Consider the following 17,228-nt stretch of genomic DNA (forward strand, 5'->3'; position numbering starts at 1 on the left):
CGCACTGCTCACTCCGAAAGCGGCAGCCGCGAGATCCAGCGCGCCGCTCTTCGTTCTGCTGCGAGAAGTCCGAAGGACTCCGCGTGAAGCCGCAGCTCGACCTTGCAATCGACGGTGACCACCTCGTGCCACGGAATCTTCGTGGCGGCCGTGCCGAAGAGCTTGCGGATGATCCAGCCGCCGAACGGCCAGAGCTCGGTTGCGGCGCTTCCGGGCCCGGCAACGATTGCGCGCACGCGGAGCTTTCCGCCCGCTTGTTCGAGCTCGAGGTCGTCGACCTTGCCGCAATCGATTCCATCGACGTCGACGAGCTGGTGATCGAGCACCATGCGAACCAGATCGAGGCTCATACGGCACCTCCATGGCTGAGAATGAGAAGCGGAATGGCCGCCAGCGCGGCAAGCGACACTACCGCCAGGTAAAACCATCCGAGCCCGCTGGCGAGGCGGCCGTTGACGTGCGAACCCATCACCCTGCGGTCGCGCGCGAACATCAGTACCGGCAGATACGTGAGCGGCAGGATGACGACCGCGAACACGATCGAATACTCGACGAGGCTGATCGGATCGACGCCGGTCAGCATGACGAGACCGGCGATCACGAAGACGGCGATCCACGTCGACGTGAAGCGGGCAGCCTGCTGCGGACGCTGTTCCTTGCCCCACGGCCAGCCGAAGAACTGCGCAAGGTTGTATGCAACGGTGAGCGCGTTCTCGATGGCCGCGCCGGCGAACGCGAACAGCATCCCGAGAAGAGCCGTCAGAAGGCCCGCTTGCCCATAGAACGATGCCGGCGCCAGTGCAGCAGCGCCGGGCAGCTCCGGATCGATACCTTTCGGTGCGAGGAAGTCCGCGCCGACGATGACGAGCGCCACGGCAAGCACCGACCCGAGCACGAAGCCGATGCCGGCGACCATGCGGTTGGTGGTGACGTCTTCGGGTTTCCAGCCGTCCTCGATGGCACCGGACGCATAGAAGTACGTCTCGTACGGAAGCATGATCGAGCTCGCGAGTGCGACGACGAAATACGCGTAGGTGATGCCGCTGTGCCCCGGGCCGAGCTGTGGAATGTTCGGAGCGAAGCTTGCGAGAAGCTTGGTCCAGTCGGGATCGAGACGCACGGCGGTCACCATGTAAGCGATCAGCAGCAGGCCGAGCAGACCGAAGACGCGTTCGATCCATTGCAGCGAAAGCAGCCAGACCGACGCGAGCAGCGCCAGCACCGACAGCACCAGCAGCAGCGCGTGCGGCCACGCGACGAGAAGCGACAGCACCATCGCCATGCCGCCGATCTCGGCGGTGCACGTCAGCAGGCTCACGAGATTTGCCGCGACGAGCACGACGATGCCGACCGGAAACCCGGTGCGCGCACGGATGATCGACATGACGGGCTGTTTGGTCACGGCCGCGATGCGCCCGGCCATCTCGCCGTAGACGATGATGCCGATCGTGCCGAGGAGCACGACCCACAGCAGGCTGTAGCCGAATTTCGCACCGGCCTGCACCGAAAACACGAGCTCGCCGACTTCGACGAATCCGCCCATCGCCGTCAGGATGCCGAGGAAAATTTCGAGGAACTTGCTCACCGCGGTCGCTCACCGCCGGCGCAGCGCCGTTCGGCCAGGGCTTTTTTCAGCGCATGGCCGTCGGGGTCCTGCTTGCGCACGCGCCCGGATGCATCCGTGATCTTCTCATCGAGGAGGCGCGCCTCGGTCGCATGAAAGTCTCGCGTCAGGCGGCCTTCGCCTGCAAGACCGGCCAGCGCGCACTCTTCGTGTGCAGCGCTTTCAATCTCACGTGTCGCAATGGCGATCTTCTGTTCGCGCCCGCCGGCGCCGGCGGCGAGCGACCACACGCCGGCTCCGACCGCGAGGACGGCGACGGAGCGAAGGATCGTTCTGGTCGCATGTGGAATCTGGTGCATCGGGCTACTCCGCTACCACTATTCCCCACGGACCGTCGCCAGCCTTGATCGTGGCTACGACCGTTTCGTTCTTCGTATCGATGACCGAAACGTCGTTCGAAAGGCCGTTGGCCGTATAGAGCTTGCTGCCGTCGCGCGTGAGCGCGATGCCCCACGGACGCTGGCCGACCGCAATCTGCGAACGCACGCGGCGGGCATCGAGATCGACGACCGCAACGCTGTTGCCGCGTCCGGTGGCTACATAAAGACGCTTCCCGTCGGGCGAGCACGCGACGCCTTTCGGTCGCACCAGAACGCCTTGCGCCTGTGAATCGGCGCCATCGAGCGCGATCGTATCGACGACGCTGTGAGTACGGGTATCGACGATCGAGACGGACGCACCGTTTTCCGCGCTGACGAACGCGAACGCACCGTCCGGGCTGAATGCGCTCTCGCGCGGCCGGGCGCCGACCAGGAACGACTTGACGACTTCGTCGCTGGTGGTGTCGATGACCGAGACTGTGCTGCTCGATTCCGACGTCACGTAGACCCAGCGGCCGTCGGGGCTGACGGTGACGCCCTCGGGCTCGAGGCCGATCCAGCGCGTCACCGCCCGTCCTGTCGCAAGGTCCATGATCGATGCGGTGCCGGCGTCTTCGTTGGCGACGTAGAGCCGCCGGCCGTCGCGCCCGAGCGCGAAGCACTCGGGGTCGGTGCCCGCGGGGTAGTGCGCCACCGGCCGGAAGGAGCGGGCGTCGAGGCACAGGATTTCTTCGCTGCCGGTGCGGGCGGTCGCCGTCTTGCTGAGAGCGATGCAGAAGCTGCGCCCGTCGGCGGCGAGGCCGACACCGCGCGGCCGCGAGCCGACGTCGAGCGTTTCCGCGACGCGGTCGGTCGCCGCGTCGATGACCGAGACGGTTCCGTCGCGTTCGTTGGTTACGAATACGAGCGGACCTGCGGGCGCCGCGTGGCAGCCGCACAGCAGCAGCACTGCCCATGACAGCAGACGCATGGAGGCCGATCCGGTCATGCCGGTCATGATACCTGCGCCTCCGCGGAAGCATCGGCTGCTGCGGCCGCGAGACGTTCGCGCGCAGCCATGCGTTGCTCGGAGTCGCGCAGCCACGCCAGCAGCAGCGCGAGCGCCGCCGCCGCATAAATCGCACCCGCCGGCACCCACATGATCAGGCCTCCGAGCTGCTGGTCTTCGAGCGGCGTCAGGCCCCACGCTGCAGTGGTGCCTGCGTACGCCGGATAGAGGCTGCGCCGCGCGAGCGACAGCAGCGCGCCGAGTGCTCCGCTGTGTGCAGCAGTCGTGAACAGGTAGAGGACCGCCGCGCCGTATCCTGCCGTGCCCGGACGTTCACGGACGATCGCCCACCAGAACAGCAGCGCGGTCCCGAAGAAGCTGGCGTGCTGCAGGAAGTGGATCCACTCGTTGTCGATCGTCGATTCGAACAGGCGCGGAACGTGCCAGATCCACAGCGCAGCCGCGTGAACGACCCATGCGACGAGCGGCAGCGTCAGCCACGCCCACAGGCGTCGCACTGCACCGAGCGGCCGCGAGCGTACGAACGCTGCCAGGCCGCGAAGGATCGCTGGCGACAGCGCACGCGAGAACGGAACCAGCGGCCGGCCGAGCACGAGCAGCGGCGCCGCAACCACCATGAGGATTTCGTGCTGCGCCATGTGTGCGGAGAACAGCAGGCGTCCCCACGGATGAAGCGGCGAGACCAGTGCGACCGCGAGCGCGAGCCAACCGAGCATGTACGCGGCAACCTCCTTTCGATGAGCCGGAAGGCGAGGCGCAGATGCCGTCGACCACACCTGGCGCATACCCGCAATGTAGAGGGCGAGGCTCGCGAGAAGCGGGATCCAGATCCACCACTCGCTGCTCCACGGAAGGTCGGACAGATGCGCCGCGTGCTCGTCGACGTCTCCGTGCGCGGCTGCGACAGCGGGCAGCATCAGCGCGGCAGGTCCGAGGCAGGCGATGCGGCGCAGCGACGTCATCGCTCAGCCCATCCTCGGAACGAGATAGAGCGTCACGTAGCACGGGACCCAGATCGCGACGATGAAGTACCAGTAGAGTGCGTTGTCGGTAGCGTCCGTGAAGTAATTCGGCCGCGGATGGCGCGCGAGGAAGTACGTGAAGTAGACGGTCTCGACGACTTCGGCGAAAAGATGCGACGTGTGCAGCCCGATGATCACCCACACCACCGAACCGTACGCGTTGGCGTCCCAGCGCACGTTGAGCCGGTCGAGCTCGATCCAGCGCGAGATGACGAATGCGATGCCCAGCACGTCGCAGACGACATGTCCGGCCAGCGTCCGGCGAAGGTCGAACCGGCGTGCGGCCCGTTCGGTGAAGATCATGGCCGGGACACTGAGCAGCAGGAGTCCGAGCGTGACGGTTGCGGCGTCGAGGTTCGGCGGTGCAGTCGGCGGCGGAGGCCAGTGGACCTCGTTGCTGCGGAAGTAGAAGTAGCTGACGAGGCAGATCACGAGCATCGTCGTTTCGATCGCGAGAAAGCCGAGGATGCCCCACCAGAACAGGCTCCGGCTGTCGAAGGCGACGCGCGTCAGGCGCGAGACGTCGATGTCGCGCGCGCCGTTCATGCCGCGATCTCGCTCAGCCGCGCGAGCTCCTCGCGCGTCATGCGGGCGACCGGTTTCATGCGGCACCGCCCTTCGCTGCCTCCCGGCGAAGCCCATCCGACGAGGGAAATGAAGACGAGCACCGCGCCGAGCGGCACGGCCCACGGCGTAAAGCAGCTCAGGATGAACGTGACGGTAGCCGACAGCGCGAGCATCATCGGCCAGATGCTCGGCTCCGGCAGCAGCGAGACGCTGTCGGGGCTGGCGTCGCTGGTGTGCGTCAGCAGGACCTCGCGGCAATCGGTGCGCAGGCCCGTCACTACCGGGTCGTCGTCACGCCTCGTCCACAGCGGCGCGCGCGAGCCCACGTACGGCAGGTATGCGAAGTTGTACACGGGCGGCGGCGACGGCACCGACCATTCGAGCGAGTCGGCCATCCATGGATTGTCGCCCGCGGGCGCGCCGCGCCGCAGGCTCCACAGCATGTTGAAGACCATCGCCAGCACGCCGGCCGCAAGGATTGTCGCGCCGATCGTAGCGATCAGGTTGTCGGTGCCCCAGCCGGTTTCGGGGAGATACGTGTAGACGCGGCGGGGCATGCCGTGAAGGCCGAGCAGGTGCATCGGAAAGAACGTCAGGTTGAAGCCCGCGAACAGCAGCACGAAGCTCGTCACTCCGAGCGTCTCGTTCGTGAGCCGGCCGGTCATCTTCGGGAACCAGTAGTAGAGCGCGCCGAACAGCGGGAACATCGAGCCGCCGATCAGCACGTAGTGGAAGTGCGCGACGACGAAATAGGTGTCGTGCAGCTGCAGATCGAGCGGCTCGCTGGCCTGCATCACGCCGGTAAAACCGCCGAGGATGAACAGGAACAGGAAGCCGAGCACGAACAGCATCGGAACCCGCGGCACGATGCGACCGCTCCAGAGCGTTGCGGTCCAGCAGAACACCTGCACCCCGCTCGGCACGGCGATCGCCATCGTGGATGCCGAAAAGAAGCTCGTTCCGAGCTGCGGCAGCCCGGTTGCGAACATGTGGTGCACCCACAGGCCGAAGCCGAGAAAAGCGACGGCGGATGCGGCGCTCACGATCGCGGGGTATCCGAACACCGGACGTCGAGTGAATGCCGGCAGCATGGCGGCGACGAACCCGGTGGCCGGAATGAAGACGATGTAGACCTCCGGATGCGCGAAGAACCAGAACAGGTGCTGCCACAAGAGAGGGTCTCCGCCCTCGGCCTGATTGTAGAAGTGCGTCGCGACGAGGCGGTCGGTCGTAAGGAAAAGGCTGCACGTCATGACGGCGGGCATCGCGAACACGACCATGAACGACGTGATGACCATCGCCCACACGAAGATCGGGATGCGGCCGAGCGACATTCCCGGTGCGCGCATCTTGAACGTCGTGACGATCAGCTCGATCGACGCGGCCAGCGCCGAGATCTCGGTAAAATTGATGAGCTGCGACCAGATGTCGACGCGCTTGCCAGGTGAGAACGCAGGCCCGGCCAGCGGCACGTACATGAACCAGCCCGCGTCCGGCCCGATATTGAGCAGGAAGAACGTGAACAGCGTGATCCCGCCGAACAGGAACAGCCAGTAGCTGAATGCGGCAAGGCGCGGGAATGCGACGTTGCGCGTGCCGATCATCAGCGGCACCAGGTAAAGGCCCATCGCTTCCATGACCGGTATGGCAAACAGGAACATCATCGTCGTGCCGTGCATCGTGAAGATCTGATCGTAGAGGTCGGGGCCGACGAAATGGTTGTCGGGGCGCGCGAGCTGGATGCGCATCATCAGCGCCAGCACGCCGCCGAGCGCGAAGAAGACGAGCGCGGTCACGATGAAGCGCATCCCGATCTCCTTGTGATCGACCGTAGTCAGCCAGCCCCACAGGCCCGGCGGCCGGCGCCACGTACGCTCGAGCTCGGCCTCGTCGAATTCGACCAGCGGTTCGGCGGCTGCGGCGCTCATCGCAGTGTCTCCAGCCACGCGGCGAGGTCGTCGAGATCGGCGCCTTGCATCGGCACCTGCGGCATCCTGTTTCCGGGCTTGACCGACTGCGAGTCGGTGATCCACGCGAACAGGTGCGCGCGCGTGTTCGGGATGGTTCCGGCGCCGAGCGTGCGGCGGCTTGCAAGATGGGTGAGCTCCGGCCCGGCGCGGCTTGCGGCCATCGTGCCGCGCACCGTGTGGCACATGACGCACGGGCCGGATGTGAAGACTTGGCGTCCGTGGATCTCCTTTTCTCCGGTCGGCTCCGGCGCCGGCTCGCGTTCGTGGACGAGCCAGCGCGCGAAGTCCTCGTCGCTCTCGGCAACGACGACGATGCGCATGTGCGCGTGCTGGAGGCCGCAGAATTCCGCGCACTGCCCGACATATTCGCCGGCACGCTCGGCGCGGATCACCACGTGGTTGTTGCGGCCCGGAATCAGGTCGCGTTTCCCTGTGAGATTCGGGATCCAGAAGCTGTGGATCACGTCCGCCGAGACGAGATGCAGGTCCACCGTCTTTCCGACCGGCACGTGAAACTCGTTGGCAGTCACGAAGGTGTTGGACGCGACCGGATCTTCGTACTCGATCTCCCACCACCACTGGTGACCGGTCACCTTCATGCGGACGTCGACATTGGACGACAGCGCGACGACGGCGTGCCCGACCGAAAGGCTGACCGCCAGGAACACCACGAGAAGCAGAGTGGTCAGCACGGCATTTACGGCGACGATCTTTGCGAGCCGGCGCTCGCGCGGCTCATCCGGCGGCGGGATGCTGAAGCCGTCCGCCACGCGAGTCGCGCGCCGCACGATGACGAAGACGAGCAGCGCGCCGATCAGAACATAGAGAACCGACAGCGTGCCGCCGATCCACCACCACAGCTTCGACGCGAGGCGCGCCCCTGCACCGGCCGGTTCCAGAACGGATGACGCCGCCGCAGATGTCCGCACCGAGAGGGCAGTGAAAGCAGCCGACCACGCGATGCCCAGGCCATGTCGGATCGCGCAGCGCATCGTCATTTCCCCGCCGGCGGCGGCGGCGGCGCGCTCGCGACCGGAGGCTGCACCGGCGTGGACTGCTCCTGCTGCTTGACGTTGATGTGGTCATCGCGCGTCGGCGCCGCATTGCGCGAAACATTGCCGCTGAGCGACCGTACGTAGGCGACCAGCTCCCAGACCTGGTTGTCGGGGATCTTTCCTTTGAACGACGGCATACCGTTCGGACGGCCTTCGACGATGGTCGCGAAGACCTGCTCGGGCGCCGCGCCGTAGATCCACTTGTCGTCCATCAGCGGCGGTCCCATGCCGCCGCCGCCCTGCGCGTGGCAGCCCGAACAGTTCATCCAGTTGAAAAGCCGTTTGCCCTCGCTCATCGCGAACGCGTTGTCTTCGTAGTCGTTGTGGACGGGCGTGGGCGGCGGCGGTGAGCCGGGATGCAGCTCGGAAAGCCTTTTCGCGTCGATGCGCGCGGCGTCGGGCGGCTCGACGCGGAACGAGCGCTCCTCGCGCTTACATGCCGCGCAGAGCACGAGGCAGATCGCGATCGCCGCGCCTCCGCAGGTCCTCATGTGCCGCCTCCGCTCCCCGGGTGGTCCGCATTGACCGCATGATCGCGGACGAGAAGATCGGCGCCGGTCGGAGAGGGCGCGACAGGCGCCGGTGCGCGCGGCACGCCGTAATCGTCGAGGATGCGACCGATCGCACCGCGCTCGCGCACGAGGATCCGGTCGAGCTCGTCGCGCAGCGGCTCCTCACCGCGGCGCACGCCCATCGAGATGTCGTACGCGAACGGCAGGAACGGCTGGTCGACCTGCGGAGAGACGGGGGCGAGCGCCAGCGGAACCGAAGCGGTCTTTGCGAAATAACCGGCGAGCGGCCCCCAGACCACCGCGACATCGACGTCCGAAGCAGCGACTGCGCGCACGATGCGCGCCGACGGATTCGGCTCGGCGTAGTTGCCGTAGACGGTGTAGCCGACGATGTTGTCGATGACGTTGCGCCTGGCCAGTGCGTGTGCCGGCGGCGAGTTGTTGCCGTCGTCGCCGATCAGCTGCACGCCGACGCGAAGCGCATGAAGCCTCGGATCGTCGAACGAGCGGATGTCGAGACCGCGGTCGGCGCGCGAGACGAAGACATAGATCGACCGGTAATACGGCGCGGTTGCGAGCACCATGTCGAGCGCCGACGGCACTCCGATCACCACGTCGCAGAGTCCGGCCTTGAGTGTGTTGCGCAGGAACCCGCGGCGCTGCGCCCACCACGTGTACTGGACGTCGATGCCGAGGTCGGCCGCGATCAGCCGCGCGATGCGGTTCTCGAAGCCTTCCTCGCGCTCGTTCGAAAACGGAAGATTGTTCGGATCGGCGCAGACGCGAAGGTGCTCGCGCTTGACCGATACGGATGGCGGTTTGGGAGGCGACGGCTGGTCGGGCTCGGCCGGACATCCCTGGATGAACAGAAGCATTGCCGCGAGCAGCGCGCCGCTGAGCATGCACTGTGCGTCGCAGCCGGCCGCGGCACGCGAGTCGCGGCTATGGAAGCGCAAACGCATAGAGCGTGCCTCCTTTTGTGCTTTTGTCGAGGAGGTCGGGCACCGCGCCGACGAAACCGAGCGCGGCCGACTGATCGCGCGGATCGAGGTCGCCGGCGACGATCGCACCGGACCAGCCGCCGACTCCCGAAAGTACAGCAACGTACTGGCGACCGTCGGGTGCGCGGTAAGTGATCGGCTGTCCGATGATTCCGGAGCCGGTCTTGAACTGCCACAGAAGCTCGCCGGTGCGCGCATCGAGCGCCTTGAACCAGCCTTCCATCGTTCCGTAGAAAACGATGTCGCCTGCCGTCACGAGCGCGCCGCTCCACACCGGCAGATCTTCCTTGATCTGCCACACGACCTTCGCACCGACCGGATCCCACGCGGTAAACAGGCCGCGGTTTCCCTCGGGCCCCGCATGCATGCGCACTTCGGCGCCGACGTACGGCGTGCCGGCAATGTAGTTGGCCGACATGCCTTCGAAGTCCATGCAGAGGTTGTTGTGCGGCAGGTAAAGCAGCCCGGTCTTCGGCGAGTACGCCGATGGATTCCAGTCTTTCGCTCCGGGCGCGGCCGGGCAGATGTCGCGCACGACCTTGCCCATGACCGGTTTCATTTCGTCGATGTGCAGCAGCTCGCCGGTTTTGAGGTCGACGCCCTTGGTCGCGGTGTTGTGGACGAATCCCGTCGCCGACAGGAGCTCGCCGGTCGCGCGATCCATCACGTAGATGTAGCCGTTGCGCTCCGGCCGGATGAGGACCTTGCGTTTGGTACCGCCGATCTCGAGCTCGGTCAGGATCTGCTCGTTGATCGCGTCCCAGTCGTACAGGTCGTGCGGGCTGAACTGGTAGAACCAGCGCGCCTGGCCGCTGTCGAGATCGCGCGCCCACAGGCCGCATGTCCACTTGTTGTCACCCGGTCTCTGGTCGGGATTCCACGGACCGCCGTTGCCGGTGCCGTAGAAGATCGCGTTGGTTTCGGGATCGTATGAGATCCATCCCCACACCGTGCCGCCGCCGATCTTCCACGCATCGGGCGGCCACGTGCTGACGCCGAGATCCTTGCCGCGATCCTTTGCGTAGAACGGATGGAAGTCGGCGCCGATCAGGCAATCCGAATCCGGACCGGTGTTGTATGCTCGCCATGCGACCTTGCCGTCGCTGGTGTAGAGGGCCGTCAGCCATCCGCGCACGCCCATCTCGCCGCCGCTGTTTCCGATGAGGACCTTGTCCTTGACCACCAGCGGCGCCATCGTGATCGTCTCGCCGTTGTTGATGTCTCCGAGGCTCGTCTTCCAGACTTCGCGTCCGGTCGCGGCGTCGACGGCGACGGCGTTGCCGTCGAGCGTGTTGTAGAAGAAACGCCCGTTCGAATAGACGCCGCCGCGATTGACGACGTCGCAGCACGCGACCCCCTGCGAAGCACTCTTCGGTTCGGGATCGTACTTCCATTTGAGTGGTGCACCGGGCTTCGACAGATCGAGCGCAAAAAGCGTGTTCGGGTACGGTGTGGTGATGTACATCGTGTCGCCGGCAACGATCGGCGCTGCCTCGGCGCCGCGATTGAGGCCGGTCGAGAACGTCCACGCGACCTGCATCTGCTTGACGTTGGCCGCGGTGATCTGGTCGAGAGCGCTGAAGCGCGTGCTCGAGTAGTCCTTCGCGGGCATCGTCCACTGGCCGTCGTCGTGGATGTCGCCGGGGTGATACTCCGGCCGCGGCGCGGTCGCGGCCACAGCCGGCTTACTTGTCTGATCCGGTGCGCGACGCGTCGGCGGCAGGTACTTCGAACACGATACGGTCAGCAGGCATCCGGCGACGCCCAGCCATCGAGGCCTCGTTTGGAGCACCCAGGATTTCGCCACGACATACATGGAGGACGCTCGTTGCACGCGCGTTCGACGGTGCGGCGAGCAAACAGTTTAGAGAAAATTTCCGGACGTCCGCCAGTAGGCACGCGATGGCGAGCGACATTGTGACGCGGATGCGCGGCGCATCCGCGTGTGAACGGCATCAACGTTCGGTGACGGGCCGCGTCGGAGGGACAAAGGTCAATCCGTCCTCCTCCGCTTCGAGCACATCTTCGGACAGGTCGCTTTCGTCGTCGTCGACCGCAGTTGCGGGAAGCTGATGCGCACGCGCAATGCGTTTGCGTTCAAAGGAAGGCCCACCTGCGACATCGGTCACCAGCAGCCGGTCGATCACCCGATAGCCCGCCTCGTCTTCCACGATGCGGCGCGCAATCTCCGGCAGCGTTTCGTTGGCGACCTCTCCGGCGAGAATCACGACGCCGTCTCGACAGAGCACGCGAACCGTATCGAGCGCTTCGCCGACCTCCGTCTGAAAAGCCTCACGGATTGTTTCCGCCACTTCCGCGTCGTCGAGTGCGCTCAGCTCGGGGGCGAGCGGGCTTCCGGCGCCTCCTTCCTCTTCATCGGGAGCAGAGTCGGGAATGTCCTCGTCGTGATCCTGCGGACGGTCGGACGCACGTCCGGACGGCGATGCCGGCGCCGCTTCGCGCTCGGCGGCGCACGCAGGGCACCACGGGGTCCACGGCTGTGCGTTCAGACGGGCGACGTCGATCACCTGACCGCAGCTCATGCACGTTCCGTATTCGCCGCGGTCGATGCGCTCGAGCGCGCCGTCGATCTGCCGCAGCCGTGCATACTGCTGGGCACTGAGCCTCGTCAGCACGTCGGCGCTCTGCTCCTCCTGGGCCATCTCTTCCCACTCGATCTCACGCTCGGCGGAGATGTCGTCGAGCCCGTGTTCGGCGTCTGCGCGTTCGCGCACGAGGTCGTGTCTGGCTGCGAGCAGCGCTTCCTCGATGCGCTCGATTGTGGGGCGATCCGGATGTGCAGGATGTCCGTTCATGGAAACCGCCAGGCGGCGCGGGATTTGGGGCGCGCCGACATGCGGACGTTAGGCCCGCGGCCGACGTGCCATCAAGGCAGTTCGCTGCCGCGAAACCGTGGCGGCCAAGAAATGCGACGGCCGTGCGTGCTCTCTTCGCCGGCCTTGTGCCCTCGGCCGGACGCTTTGCATTCGCGGGGTGGGCCGACGGCACTCTCAAACCGGTACGGGTTTCGCACTAGTGCGAAACCCGTACCGATCCCGAATTGCAAAAAATCGCTGTGCGTTTTCGGTGGGAAATCGGGGTCAGACACCGATTTCCGGAAATCGGAGTCTGACCCCGATTTTTTGAGGGCGTGGGCAGCGCTCAGACGGCGGCGTCTTCGTGGGGGCGGGCCTTGTTGAGGAACAGCCAGTAGAACCCGATGATGCGCGCCGCTTCGTGGAACTGCTCGAAGTCGACGGGTTTTACGATGTAGCTGTTGACGCCGAGGTTGTAACACTCGATTGCGTCGCGATCGAGACTCGACGACGTCAGCATCACGACCGGCAGCTCGTGCGTACGGGGGTCGGTGCGAATCCGCCGCAGCACCTCGATGCCGTCGACGAACGGCATCTTGACGTCGAGCAGCACCACCTTCGGCAGGTCGGCGATCGACCGGTGCGCATAGCGATCGGTGCAGAACAGATACTCGAGAGCCTCGCGCCCGTCGTGCACGACGTGGATGCTGTTGACGATGCGGTGCTTGTTGAATGCCCGGATCGTCAGCTCGATGTCGTTGTCGTTGTCATCCGCCAGAAGGATGTCCACTGCATGGATTCCGTCGACGATCATGATTCCCCCTCGTGCAGCTGCTCGCGCTGCTGCTCTTCACGCTGCTGCTCGATGATGAACTGGAACATCGCACCTTTTCCGGGTTCGGCCTCCGCCCAGACCCGCCCGCCATGCGCCGCGACGATTCGCGCGACGTTGGCCAGGCCGAGCCCGGTCCCCTCGAAGTCGGCCGGTGCGTGCAGGCGCTGAAAGATACCGAACAGACGCCGCGTATTCGACATATCAAAACCGACGCCGTTGTCCCGAACGAAATACGACGTGGCGCCGCCCGGCTCGATCCGGCTGCCGACGTCGATGCGGGCATTGTCGACGCGGCGTGTAAACTTGACCGCATTGGCGAGCAGGTTGAGGAACACCTGTTTCAGCGACGCGCGGTCGGCCCGGCAAGGCGGCAAGTCGCCGACGTGGAATGCAATTTCGCGATCGGCGCAGTCCGCGCCGAGTGAATCGAGACACTCGCGGACGACCTCGGAGACGTCGACCTTGATCTTGTTCGGCGGCTGGCGGTCGACCGCGGAAAAAGAAAGCAGCGCATCGATGAACTGGCCCATGTCCTGCGCGTTCTTGCGCACGACGCCGATCACGCGCTGGCCTTCCTGCCCGACGATCTCGGCGTAGTCTTCCTCGAGGACGCGCGCGAAGCCGGCGATCGCCCGCAGCGGAGTACGCAGATCGTGGGCGACCGACGACGCGTAGTTCTCGAGATCGTGGTTGGCGGCGATGAGCGCGGCCGTACGGTCGCGCACGCGCTCTTCGAGCTCGTCGTTGAGCGCCTGGATGCGACGCTCGGCGGCCTTGAGATGGGTCACGTCGTGATGGACGACCGAAATCGCGTGCACGTGGCCGGCTTCGTCGTGAATCGGCGACATCGTCGCTGCGATGTCGACCGGCGTGCCGTCGCGCCGCCGTCCGACGGCGTCGCGCCGGATCACGAGCGCTCCTTGCTTGAGATTTTCGATCATCGTCGCGATGCCTTGCGTGCCTGTCGACGGATCAACCCGAGCAAGCGGCGATCCGATCGCCTCGTCGGCCGAGTAACCATACATCCGCTCGGCGCCCCGATTCCATGTGGAAATGACGCCGTCGAGCGAAACCGACAGAATCGCATCGCCGGAGGATTCAACGACGGCTGCCAGGCGGCGGGTGGCTTCGAGCGCGTGCTCGAACTCGGTCACGTCGCGACCGACGATGATCGAGCCGATGATCTCGCCGTCGCGGTCGCGGATCGCCCGGCCGGTGATACGTACGTAAAGGCCTTCGGGCGCCGTCACGTGACGTGCGACCATCATCACATTGTCGACGTTCTCGCCGCTGAGAGCGCGGATCATCGGCATCTGTTCCGTGGGAAACGGCGTTACGCCGTCCGCCAGGAAGAATCCGAATTCCGTCAGCCGGGCGTTGGTGTGCGCGTCGGCCGTGGAGGCGCCGAACAGGCGGATGGCCGCATCGTTCGACAGCAGGATCTCGCCGTCGGTCGCCATGGCCAGCACGCCGTCACCCATGCTCTTGACGATGGATTCGAGCAGGAACGTCTGCCGCGCGAGCTCTTCCTTGGACTCGGTGAGCGCAGCCGTGCGTTCGGCAACCCTCTGCTCGAGCCTTGCCGCGAAGCGGTGGAGCGCTTCCTCGGCATCCTTGCGCGCGGTTACGTCGACCCACGTTCCGGTGTAGCCGCTGAGCTCGTGGGTCGGCGTAAACCGCGGCATGCCCGTGCTGAGCACCCATCGCCACGAGCCGTCGGTGTGGCGCACGCGAAGCTCGACCGAAAACGGACGCTTGGCGGCGAACGCCATCGCGATCTCGCCCTGGACGACCGAGACATCGTCGGGATGGGTGTATTTCGTCCATCCGTCTCCGAGGACCTGTTCGGGCGTGAAGCCGACGAAATCGAGCAGCGCCGCGTTGGCATGCGTGCCGTTGCCGCGCTCGTCGGCCATCCACATGATCAGCGGCGACGCGTCGGCCGCAGACTTGAGCTGCTGCTCGCCGCGCCGGTGCAGGATCTCCATTCGCGCGTCGGCGCGCGCCACCAGCAGCACCGATCCGCACAGCGTAGCCGCGAGCGCGCAGACGAACACCGGAACCGCGGCATCGACGTCGAGCGATCCGATCTGACGGGCGTAGACGAACAGGCCGCCGAAGACGACGGGCACTCCGAATGCGAACAGAAGAATGCGGCGTGCTGCCCGGCTGGCGGCCGAATTCCCCGCCAGCAGGCCGATCGCGCCGCGCTCCGGATACGTGCAGAGGATGCCGACGGCGAGCAGGGCGATCCCGACCGACCCGTGAAGCGACGGCGTCGACGAAAGAAGCGGAGAGCTGAGGGAGTCGATCCGGTAGACGAAGCCGAGCACCGGGACGAGGGCTGTGAACATCACGCTGATGGCGAGCGTCTGCGCCGCGCTGACCAGCTCCGGGTAGCGCCCGAGCAGCAGCGCGAACGCCAGGCAGACGTAGCCGAGCGCGGCGAGCGGCGTCGTGACGCCGAGCCGCTCGGCGATCTCCGGTGCATCGGCGCCGAGAAGCTGGTTGCTGACGATCAGCTGCCGAAGGAAGACTTCGGTGTCCGACATGCTGCCGAACAGCGACAGGGATCCGGTCGCTGCGGCCAGCGTTGCGAGCGTCGCGGACAGGGCCGGCCTGCTCGGAGAAACCCACAGCGCGCCGCCGAGAAGCCCGAGGCAGACGGCCGAAAGCGGCCGGATCGCCGGGAACCCATTGATGAAATGGCGCAGGATCGGGATGTCGAAGATCCAGCCGGCCACGCCGGCGACCCCGATCGCGAGCGTGATCGCGCCCGCCACGCTGGCGATCGTGGCCAGGATACGCAGCGCGTCGGCGGACAGGCCGTCGTTGGCAAACAGTCCGAAGGATCTCGAGCCTCTGTCCATGGCGGGTGAAACCCGGACTCTCCGCCGCGTTCCGAGCCGAAGCAAGAAAACCGTTGCGAATCTCGGCGTTGCGCCGCCGACGCAGAAATCGGGGACAGACACTGATTTAGCGAAATCGGGGACAGACACTGATTTCAGGAAATCGGGGCCTGTCCCCGATTTGCGACGCAGCGCACCAGACTAGGAGCGCCGTTCTCCGCACCCGCGTCTCCCATCGACGGCGGGTTCGTCCTAGTCTCCCGGCTCCGCAAAAGTTGGCGACGCCGCTGGCAGGCTCAGGTTTCCCAAGGGAATCCGTGCCTGTTCCGCGTCGCCCGATGCAAAGGCAAAAAAAGGACCCCGTAAGAATGATTCCGTTCTCTCCTCCACGAATCGACCAGAAGATCATCGACGAAGTCGTCGATACGCTGCGTTCCGGCTGGATCACGACCGGCCCGAAGACCAAGCGCTTCGAGAAAGAGCTGGCTGCGTACTGCAGCGCTCCGGCTGTCCTTTGTGTGAACTCCGCCACGGCAGGGCTCGAGGTCATGCTGCGCTGGTTCGGCGTCGGCCCCGGCGACGAGGTGATCGTGCCGGCGTGCACATATGCGGCCACGGCCAACGTGGTCGTGCATTGCGGCGCGACGCCCGTGTTCGTCGACGTCAACGCGGAAGACTTCAACATCTCGATCGCAGCCGTCGCTGCCGCGATCACGCCGCGGACCAAGGTCGTGATGCCGGTCGATTTCGGCGGGTGGCCCTGCGAGTACGACGAGCTGAACGACCTCGTGCGCGAGCGCGCCGCGGAATTCGTTCCGGCGACCGACGAGCAGAGGAAGCTCGGCCGGATCCTCGTTCTGGCCGACTCGGCGCATTCGATCGGCGCCAGGTACAAGGGCCGCCGCACCGGCGCGCTTACCGACGTGACCGTGTTTTCGTTCCATGCCGTCAAGAACCTGACGACCGCCGAAGGCGGGGCGGTGGCGTTCAACCTTCCCGCGCCGTTTTCGAACGAGGAGATCTACAGCCGGCTGTGCGTCAAGACGCTGCACGGCCAGAACAAGGACGCGCTCGCGAAAACGCAGAAGGGAAACTGGCGCTACGACATCGTCGAAGCCGGCTACAAGGCGAACATGACCGACATCGTCGCGTCGATCGGCCTCGTCGAGCTCGCGCGTTACGACAGCGACACGCTCGTCAAGCGGCGACGGATCGTCGAGTCGTACGCCGATGCGCTCGGCAAGCACGCGTGGGCCGAGCTGCCGGTGTTCGACCGCGACGGCCGGACGTCGTCGTTCCACCTGTTCCCGCTTCGCATCCGCGGCATCGACGAACCGGCGCGCGATGCGATCATCCAGGCAATCTTCGATCGCGACGTTTCGGTCAACGTGCACTTCATTCCGGTGCCGTCGATGAGCTTCTACCGTTCGCTCGGCTACGACATGGCGAACTATCCGGTCACGTACGGCAACTACTCGCGCGAGATCTCGCTTCCTGTGTTCTACAACCTGACCGACGAGCAGGTGCGCACGGTGATCGATGCGGTCATCGAGTCGGTGGCGGAAGTGCTCGGGCGCTGACGGGGCCCTGCGAAGCGCCGGTCGCCGGCCGACTTGCGAAGCGCAACACTCCGGCGACTTGTGAAGCG

General features: G+C 65.7%; 15 protein-coding genes. 1 reads left to right on the forward strand and 14 read right to left on the reverse strand.

Going from position 1 to position 17,228, the window contains the following annotated elements:
• Positions 1-8: 8 nt before the first annotated feature.
• The 14 genes from VN634_02325 to VN634_02390 all read right to left on the reverse strand — a co-directional run bounded on the left by VN634_02325 (position 9) and on the right by VN634_02390 (position 15,601).
• Positions 9-350 carry a hypothetical protein gene (locus VN634_02325; GenBank protein ID HXC49699.1) on the reverse strand — a complete coding sequence of 114 codons (342 nt, stop codon included), beginning with the start codon at positions 348-350 and terminating at the stop codon, positions 9-11.
• Complete coding sequence (locus VN634_02330; protein HXC49700.1) at positions 347-1,585, reverse strand: divalent metal cation transporter; 1,239 nt, start codon at positions 1,583-1,585, stop codon at positions 347-349. Before VN634_02330 ends, VN634_02325 begins: the two co-directional genes overlap by 4 nt.
• Positions 1,582-1,923: a hypothetical protein gene (locus VN634_02335; GenBank protein ID HXC49701.1), complete on the reverse strand. Its 342-nt coding sequence runs from the start codon at positions 1,921-1,923 to the stop codon at positions 1,582-1,584. Before VN634_02335 ends, VN634_02330 begins: the two co-directional genes overlap by 4 nt.
• 4 nt (positions 1,924-1,927) lie before the next feature.
• Positions 1,928-2,941, reverse strand: coding sequence for a beta-propeller fold lactonase family protein (locus tag VN634_02340; protein ID HXC49702.1), 1,014 nt, complete (start codon positions 2,939-2,941; stop codon positions 1,928-1,930).
• Complete coding sequence (locus VN634_02345; GenBank protein HXC49703.1) at positions 2,938-3,915, reverse strand: cytochrome c oxidase assembly protein; 978 nt, start codon at positions 3,913-3,915, stop codon at positions 2,938-2,940. Before VN634_02345 ends, VN634_02340 begins: the two co-directional genes overlap by 4 nt.
• 3 nt (positions 3,916-3,918) lie before the next feature.
• Positions 3,919-4,521, reverse strand: a complete 603-nt coding sequence (locus VN634_02350) for a cytochrome c oxidase subunit 3 (GenBank protein HXC49704.1) — start codon at positions 4,519-4,521, stop codon at positions 3,919-3,921.
• Complete coding sequence (gene ctaD / locus VN634_02355) at positions 4,518-6,470, reverse strand: cytochrome c oxidase subunit I (protein ID HXC49705.1); 1,953 nt, start codon at positions 6,468-6,470, stop codon at positions 4,518-4,520. Before ctaD ends, VN634_02350 begins: the two co-directional genes overlap by 4 nt.
• Positions 6,467-7,504: a cytochrome c oxidase subunit II gene (gene coxB, locus VN634_02360; GenBank protein HXC49706.1), complete on the reverse strand. Its 1,038-nt coding sequence runs from the start codon at positions 7,502-7,504 to the stop codon at positions 6,467-6,469. The genes ctaD and coxB overlap by 4 nt, the downstream gene beginning before the upstream one ends.
• Before the next feature lie 2 nt (positions 7,505-7,506).
• The gene (locus tag VN634_02365) at positions 7,507-8,058 is read right to left on the reverse strand and encodes a c-type cytochrome (GenBank protein HXC49707.1); all 552 of its coding nucleotides are present in this window, start codon (positions 8,056-8,058) and stop codon (positions 7,507-7,509) included.
• Positions 8,055-9,041, reverse strand: coding sequence for a substrate-binding domain-containing protein (locus VN634_02370; protein HXC49708.1), 987 nt, complete (start codon positions 9,039-9,041; stop codon positions 8,055-8,057). The genes VN634_02365 and VN634_02370 overlap by 4 nt, the downstream gene beginning before the upstream one ends.
• A complete protein-coding gene (locus VN634_02375; protein HXC49709.1) occupies positions 9,022-10,758 on the reverse strand; it encodes a methanol/ethanol family PQQ-dependent dehydrogenase in 1,737 nt (578 codons plus the stop codon). Before VN634_02375 ends, VN634_02370 begins: the two co-directional genes overlap by 20 nt.
• 277 nt (positions 10,759-11,035) lie before the next feature.
• Complete coding sequence (locus tag VN634_02380; protein HXC49710.1) at positions 11,036-11,896, reverse strand: TraR/DksA C4-type zinc finger protein; 861 nt, start codon at positions 11,894-11,896, stop codon at positions 11,036-11,038.
• Between the two features lie 346 nt (positions 11,897-12,242).
• On the reverse strand, positions 12,243-12,710 hold the full coding sequence (locus VN634_02385) for a response regulator (protein ID HXC49711.1): 468 nt from the start codon (positions 12,708-12,710) through the stop codon (positions 12,243-12,245).
• Entirely contained in the window at positions 12,707-15,601 is a 2,895-nt protein-coding gene (locus tag VN634_02390) for a PAS domain S-box protein (GenBank protein ID HXC49712.1), read from the reverse strand. Before VN634_02390 ends, VN634_02385 begins: the two co-directional genes overlap by 4 nt.
• A 347-nt stretch (positions 15,602-15,948) precedes the next feature.
• Between VN634_02390 and VN634_02395 the strand changes: the two genes are divergently transcribed.
• Positions 15,949-17,160 (forward strand): DegT/DnrJ/EryC1/StrS aminotransferase family protein, encoded by a 1,212-nt coding sequence (locus VN634_02395; protein ID HXC49713.1) that lies wholly within the window; start codon positions 15,949-15,951, stop codon positions 17,158-17,160.
• Positions 17,161-17,228: the final 68 nt, after the last annotated feature.

The organism is Candidatus Limnocylindrales bacterium (assembly GCA_035571835.1).
Taxonomy (GTDB): domain Bacteria; phylum Desulfobacterota; class Binatia; order UBA1149; family CAITLU01; genus DATNBU01.

Coding starts and splice junctions, on each gene's coding strand:
- ctaD (HXC49705.1), bottom strand. CDS start 6,470: ATGAGCGCCGCAGCCGCCGAACCGCTGGTCGAATTCGACGAGGCCGAG.
- VN634_02390 (HXC49712.1), bottom strand. CDS start 15,601: ATGGACAGAGGCTCGAGATCCTTCGGACTGTTTGCCAACGACGGCCTG.
- VN634_02345 (HXC49703.1), bottom strand. CDS start 3,915: ATGACGTCGCTGCGCCGCATCGCCTGCCTCGGACCTGCCGCGCTGATG.
- VN634_02380 (HXC49710.1), bottom strand. CDS start 11,896: ATGAACGGACATCCTGCACATCCGGATCGCCCCACAATCGAGCGCATC.
- VN634_02365 (HXC49707.1), bottom strand. CDS start 8,058: ATGAGGACCTGCGGAGGCGCGGCGATCGCGATCTGCCTCGTGCTCTGC.
- VN634_02370 (HXC49708.1), bottom strand. CDS start 9,041: ATGCGTTTGCGCTTCCATAGCCGCGACTCGCGTGCCGCGGCCGGCTGC.
- coxB (HXC49706.1), bottom strand. CDS start 7,504: ATGCGCTGCGCGATCCGACATGGCCTGGGCATCGCGTGGTCGGCTGCT.
- VN634_02385 (HXC49711.1), bottom strand. CDS start 12,710: ATGATCGTCGACGGAATCCATGCAGTGGACATCCTTCTGGCGGATGAC.
- VN634_02325 (HXC49699.1), bottom strand. CDS start 350: ATGAGCCTCGATCTGGTTCGCATGGTGCTCGATCACCAGCTCGTCGAC.
- VN634_02335 (HXC49701.1), bottom strand. CDS start 1,923: ATGCACCAGATTCCACATGCGACCAGAACGATCCTTCGCTCCGTCGCC.
- VN634_02350 (HXC49704.1), bottom strand. CDS start 4,521: ATGAACGGCGCGCGCGACATCGACGTCTCGCGCCTGACGCGCGTCGCC.
- VN634_02340 (HXC49702.1), bottom strand. CDS start 2,941: ATGACCGGCATGACCGGATCGGCCTCCATGCGTCTGCTGTCATGGGCA.
- VN634_02395 (HXC49713.1), top strand. CDS start 15,949: ATGATTCCGTTCTCTCCTCCACGAATCGACCAGAAGATCATCGACGAA.